This window comes from Gilliamella sp. Pas-s25, assembly GCF_009795885.1.
In the GTDB taxonomy this organism is placed as follows: domain Bacteria; phylum Pseudomonadota; class Gammaproteobacteria; order Enterobacterales; family Orbaceae; genus Gilliamella.
In genome coordinates this window covers 1-4,797 of sequence record NZ_WTEV01000051.1, presented here as the reverse complement: position 1 = coordinate 4,797, position 4,797 = coordinate 1, and the positions used below count along the sequence as shown (strand labels likewise).

The window sequence follows — 4,797 nt, the reverse complement described above, 5'->3', positions numbered from 1 at the left end:
ATTTAGGTTTCTACTGGATTGCTGAAAGTGGTTGTTATAGTTTAAAAGAACTCGGTAACTTAACTAATTACTTTGATTACGAACGATATGGCCATGATATTGCACTTGAACAAAGTGGCACATTTTATTCTGGTAATTATATCTATTATACAGGTGAAATTTTTAGTTCCGATTACGATGGTAAAAGCGTTCCTGAAGAGTACAACGTTTTGAACTATAGAAGATCTTTAGAATGAGCAGCTAGTAACTCTGAGAATTTCATTGAAATTTAAAGAGTTACTTTACATTAGTTAATATTATTTATTTTTTTGTAAAAATTAATAAATATTAGTATATTTTCTTTAGAGTTAAAGTAATTTGGTAGCTGTGTATTGAAATTATCATTTAAATAATTGATGCAATATTTTAGTAATTCAAGATATTCCTCAACTTTATCTAAATATGTTAAATCTTTTTTATTAATACGCTTCCGGTGTTTGGAGATTAATGCAAAAATTTTTTTAAAAACTTTAATATGTTTGGAAACTAATGCATAACACATTGATATTGCTATAACTTCGAAAGTACAAAACATTTTTATCTCGTATATACCATTATTATCTCTATTTTCTTTATCTGGATTTTGAGGGTTCATGGACTCAACACAACAATAAGGATAATTATCTCTAAATGAATATAGTATTTTATAATATTTAAATAAAATATTATTAAGTAAGCATGATTCTACCTTTAGATACAGATAAGGTCGACTTAAAAATTTATCGATTTTGATATCATAGTGTAGTTTGTATTTGGGTGTAACATTAATGAATTCTTGATTTAATAACATTCTTTCTAGATTTAATAATAGTTCGGCCTTTTGATATTTAATTTGTTTTTTTTCTGGAAAAAGATGATTAATTTCCGCAAAGAAATTATCTAGGATTTCTTTAGTGATTTTTTTCGTACACCAAAAACTTAGTTGCCAACAATTATAATTACAGAATGCGTTATTTCTTTTGTTTGCTATTGTTTTACCACAAAATTTACACTGGTTTCTAACAGAATTTTTGTGCTTTTGTATTTTGTTGAATTTTTCATTAAAATGCATTTTACATAGACGATATTGTCTTGCAAGTGGTGTTTTTGCAATGAGTTCATCACATTTTAGTCTTTTACATTTAGATTTTAGTGATTTGTTCATTATGATTTCCAGTTTCTATTCGCCTACCCGTTGAAAAAATCGATTATAAAATGTTATAAATTTCTCATGCCCCTCAATTTTTGTTGAAAGAGATAACTCAAAATAATGATTAATATAGTCGACGATTTTTTGAAATAAATATTCTTTCTTTGAGCTTACATCATTTGGATTTTTTTCTATCATGCTTAATACATCATACGTTATTTTAATGATATCTTTAGTAAATGATTGATCGCCATTGACTAAATTGTGGTAAATGGCTAAAGCCAGTAACTCAAAAAATTGAAAGGTTAGCTTTTCATCAGAAAACTCAAGATGTTTTAATGAATCTCTTAAAAACTTATCAAAGTGATTGTCTGTAGTTTTTAAAGGAGAAATAAACTCATTAGATAATGATATACGAGCAAATTGGTTCATCAAATGAAAATAAATAACGCTTTTAATCTCTTTTCTCTGTGATAAAGAATTGAACACCATAAAATGGTTGGCATAGAGCATATCTGCTGGTAGGTAAGAAAGAGTATAATCATTAATTTTTATTATAGGCTGGATAATTTCTTGTTTTATTTTCAAACATAATTCAATTAAATCGTTTTTATTTTTTTGTTTGCACTTTTTGGAGTTTCCATCAAGAAAAATTAGACTTTTATATAATGAAGTAGTGATCGGTAATGCTTTATCATTATATATTTGCTCACCATTATAGATTAACTCAGTGCATTTTTTATTCATATCTTTTTTATAATTGGTGTTCATTTTAGGTACTAATAAAATATTTTGCATCGTATTGGTTCCACCAATATCAAGATGATGCAGATGGACCAACTTTAATTTAAGCAAAGGAGCATCTTTTTTTAAAAGCACTTCATAATATTTTTTCATAGAAAGCAAGGCGTATAGGTGATAAATGTCCCCCCAATTATTAACAGATGCCAATCCCCATGGACTGCTTCGCAATAAGCGCTCTACACGTTGCCATATTGCTGTTTTTGTTACTTCACACACAATAGGATGTTCAACAAAACGCATTGCGATCCGACGACAGTTTGCACTACAATATCGTTGATTTCTTCTTATTTTGATGATGTTTTTACATACAGGGCATTTTTTAGGTATTAATCGTTTTTTCTGTTTTTTTATCGATAATTGATGTTCAAATTCAGCAAGATGTTCACTACATAACCCTTTTTTATATTTAAATAGCGCAGAATAACAGATGGGTTTTTGGCATTTTTTTTTAGTACATTTCGTTGCTAGAGGTGAAAATAATTTAGCCATGCAATATGATTAGCTTATTCAATTTGTATGTTAATTTAAATATTATTGCATTTTCTGTAAAGTACATTTTATGTGTAAATATATAAAACAGCTTACAAATAGAAATATGACAAAGTTTATGTTAATAAACAACCTAGAATAAAATGGAACTAATAGATAATAGCCAACACATTAAATAATATACGTTTGATTTTTATTAAATATTCTATGTTTTGGGGTTCCATCTATTGTTCCTATATTTTAGGTAATTTAACCCTGATAAGCTGAATACGGCATGGTTAACCGATATTACTTATATTAAATCAGGTAGTCCTTATCAAAACGGTTATATAGAATGATCTAATTAAACAAATTGAACGAAAGTATAAAATTTATATATTTAACAATCTGAAACAACTAAGAAAAACAACAGAAGAGTGGTTAGAAATGTATAACACAGAAAGACCACATGAAGCATTAAATAATATGCCACCAATTGAATATAGAACCATGAAACGAATAGTGTGATTTTCTACTTGGTTTTGGTACTAACAATGGGATATTTGCAAAATTTTTTATTCAGGAATGAATTGATATGTCCAATTTTAAACGTATACCCAAAAATCTACAGAAGAATAAAACTAAGAAAATAGATATTTTATTAATTTTGAAAAAAAACTGGCAGATGATTTTTATCATGTTAGTTGTTATTTGTGCGTTAATTTTGTGGTCATATTTGAATCATCTAAATAGGCAACATCTTTTTATTGACCTTATAAGAGAAAGTAAAACAGATCTTATTATCTTTATTTTCCCTTTTACTTTTGTTTGTTTTTTATCTCTAATTCTACTGAGTTCTTCAGGATTTAATACCGTGATATATTTAAATGAATTGGAATTTTATAATTATCAAATTTCATTTCTTCGTTATGTTTTACTGATTATAATTTCAGCATTAGCATCGACATTCCCTGTAACATTTGCTTTATGTTGGTCTTATTTTTTTCCTGAACAAGAAAAGTTAAATGGGGAACTTTTGCTCTTAATTAGTTTTGGAATAGTTATTTTCACTACTTTATGTTGTTTTGTTATTTTAAGAACGGTTAAATTAGAGAATAAAACCAATAACTGGAAAATATTTTCATACTCTATATGGTTATCTTTTTTACCTCTTTTAATCTTTTATACGACAGTTTTATTGTTATTTTTTAAATTTGTTACTGGCTCTCTTTCTTGGCAAAACATTGGACTAGTTAGTTGGCTCATTTTTTTTCTTGCGATTGTTTCTCTTATACCTTTAATTTTTTATTTTTATAATATCCATAACAAAAAATTTTCAGATAAAAATGATCTTCTAGTTCGCACAATAAAAGGTAGTTTTTATACAAGTATTATTGCATTATTTACTGTCTTCATTATTTTTCAAAAAACATTTATTTTTGCAAGTTACTTAACGTTACAGTTATTAGGAATAACAGATTTATCTTCTGTTTATGAATATGGAATTATTAAAAATAATGTTAATAAATTGAAATTACAACAAAATAAATGGGATTTTGAAGATGACGCAAATAATCTATTTTTAGTAAAAGGGACAATAGGATTTCACTTAGGCGATATTTATTTAATTTGTAAAAAAGATTTTAAACAAACATTTTTAGATTCTTTGAAGTATGATTTTGCTGACAATAAACCTATTTTTATTGACGATAAAAACTGTATTGCCTTTAATCAAAATGAAATTTCTGTTTTACACATCGAGAGGCAATAACCAATATTATGGGAATTCAACAACTTTGGTGTATACATGGAAATTTTCTGACTACAAATTGGCGCCGGATACAACACCGGGTACATTCCCTCACCTAAAATCCCTCAATCCTCTTCTTCCAATACTTTAAGCGGTATCTTCGATTCCGCGTCCGAGGCACCAATCACCAAATTTTAAGACCTGCTTCTAGCAGGTTTTTTTTATGTCTAAAGCCTTTTCCAGTAAACCTTGCACCTTAACCATTCAACCAATTTCAACTTAATTACCTCAAAATCAAGTGAACAATAGCTTTAAACATATGAACTTCTCGACGATATTTTTAACTAATACGATAAATCAATACCTAATTCCATGTAATATTAATCCTATGATAAAGTAAACCATAATTTATCATCATATTTATTAACCTTAATAAATAAAATCATTCGGCATAAAAACTTGAAGAGTTAAATTATGCTGAATTAGAAATTTATGAAACAGTTATTGATGTTGGGGACTATGTTAATTCAATTACAGACTTAATTAATCTAACGGATAACTTAGATTGTTTTCAATGTCTATATAACATCAGCAATGAATATGATTT

At 27.1% G+C, this 4,797-nt stretch carries 5 protein-coding genes; 3 read left to right on the top strand and 2 right to left on the bottom strand.

Features of this window, described 5'->3' with window-relative positions; all coding sequences use genetic code 11:
- Window positions 1-236 (top strand): antirestriction protein ArdA (locus GQ593_RS13040; RefSeq protein ID WP_160432425.1); only part of this gene is annotated, 236 nt, incomplete at its 5' end.
- A gap of 50 nt (window positions 237-286) precedes the next feature.
- Here GQ593_RS13040 and GQ593_RS13035 read toward each other — a convergent pair.
- Together GQ593_RS13035 and GQ593_RS13030 are read right to left on the bottom strand one after the other, a co-directional pair.
- A complete protein-coding gene (locus GQ593_RS13035) occupies window positions 287-1,183 on the bottom strand; it encodes a hypothetical protein (protein ID WP_160432424.1) in 897 nt (298 codons plus the stop codon).
- Between the two features lie 15 nt (window positions 1,184-1,198).
- Window positions 1,199-2,461: a hypothetical protein gene (locus GQ593_RS13030; protein ID WP_085165846.1), complete on the bottom strand. Its 1,263-nt coding sequence runs from the start codon at window positions 2,459-2,461 to the stop codon at window positions 1,199-1,201.
- A 342-nt stretch (window positions 2,462-2,803) separates the two neighbouring features.
- Here GQ593_RS13030 and GQ593_RS14350 point away from each other — a divergent pair, with 342 nt between their 5' ends.
- Window positions 2,804-2,968 (top strand): integrase core domain-containing protein, encoded by a 165-nt coding sequence (locus tag GQ593_RS14350; protein WP_085165847.1) that lies wholly within the window; start codon window positions 2,804-2,806, stop codon window positions 2,966-2,968.
- A 67-nt stretch (window positions 2,969-3,035) separates the two neighbouring features.
- Window positions 3,036-4,211 (top strand): hypothetical protein, encoded by a 1,176-nt coding sequence (locus tag GQ593_RS13020; RefSeq protein WP_160432423.1) that lies wholly within the window; start codon window positions 3,036-3,038, stop codon window positions 4,209-4,211.
- The last annotated feature ends 586 nt before the right edge of the window (window positions 4,212-4,797 follow it).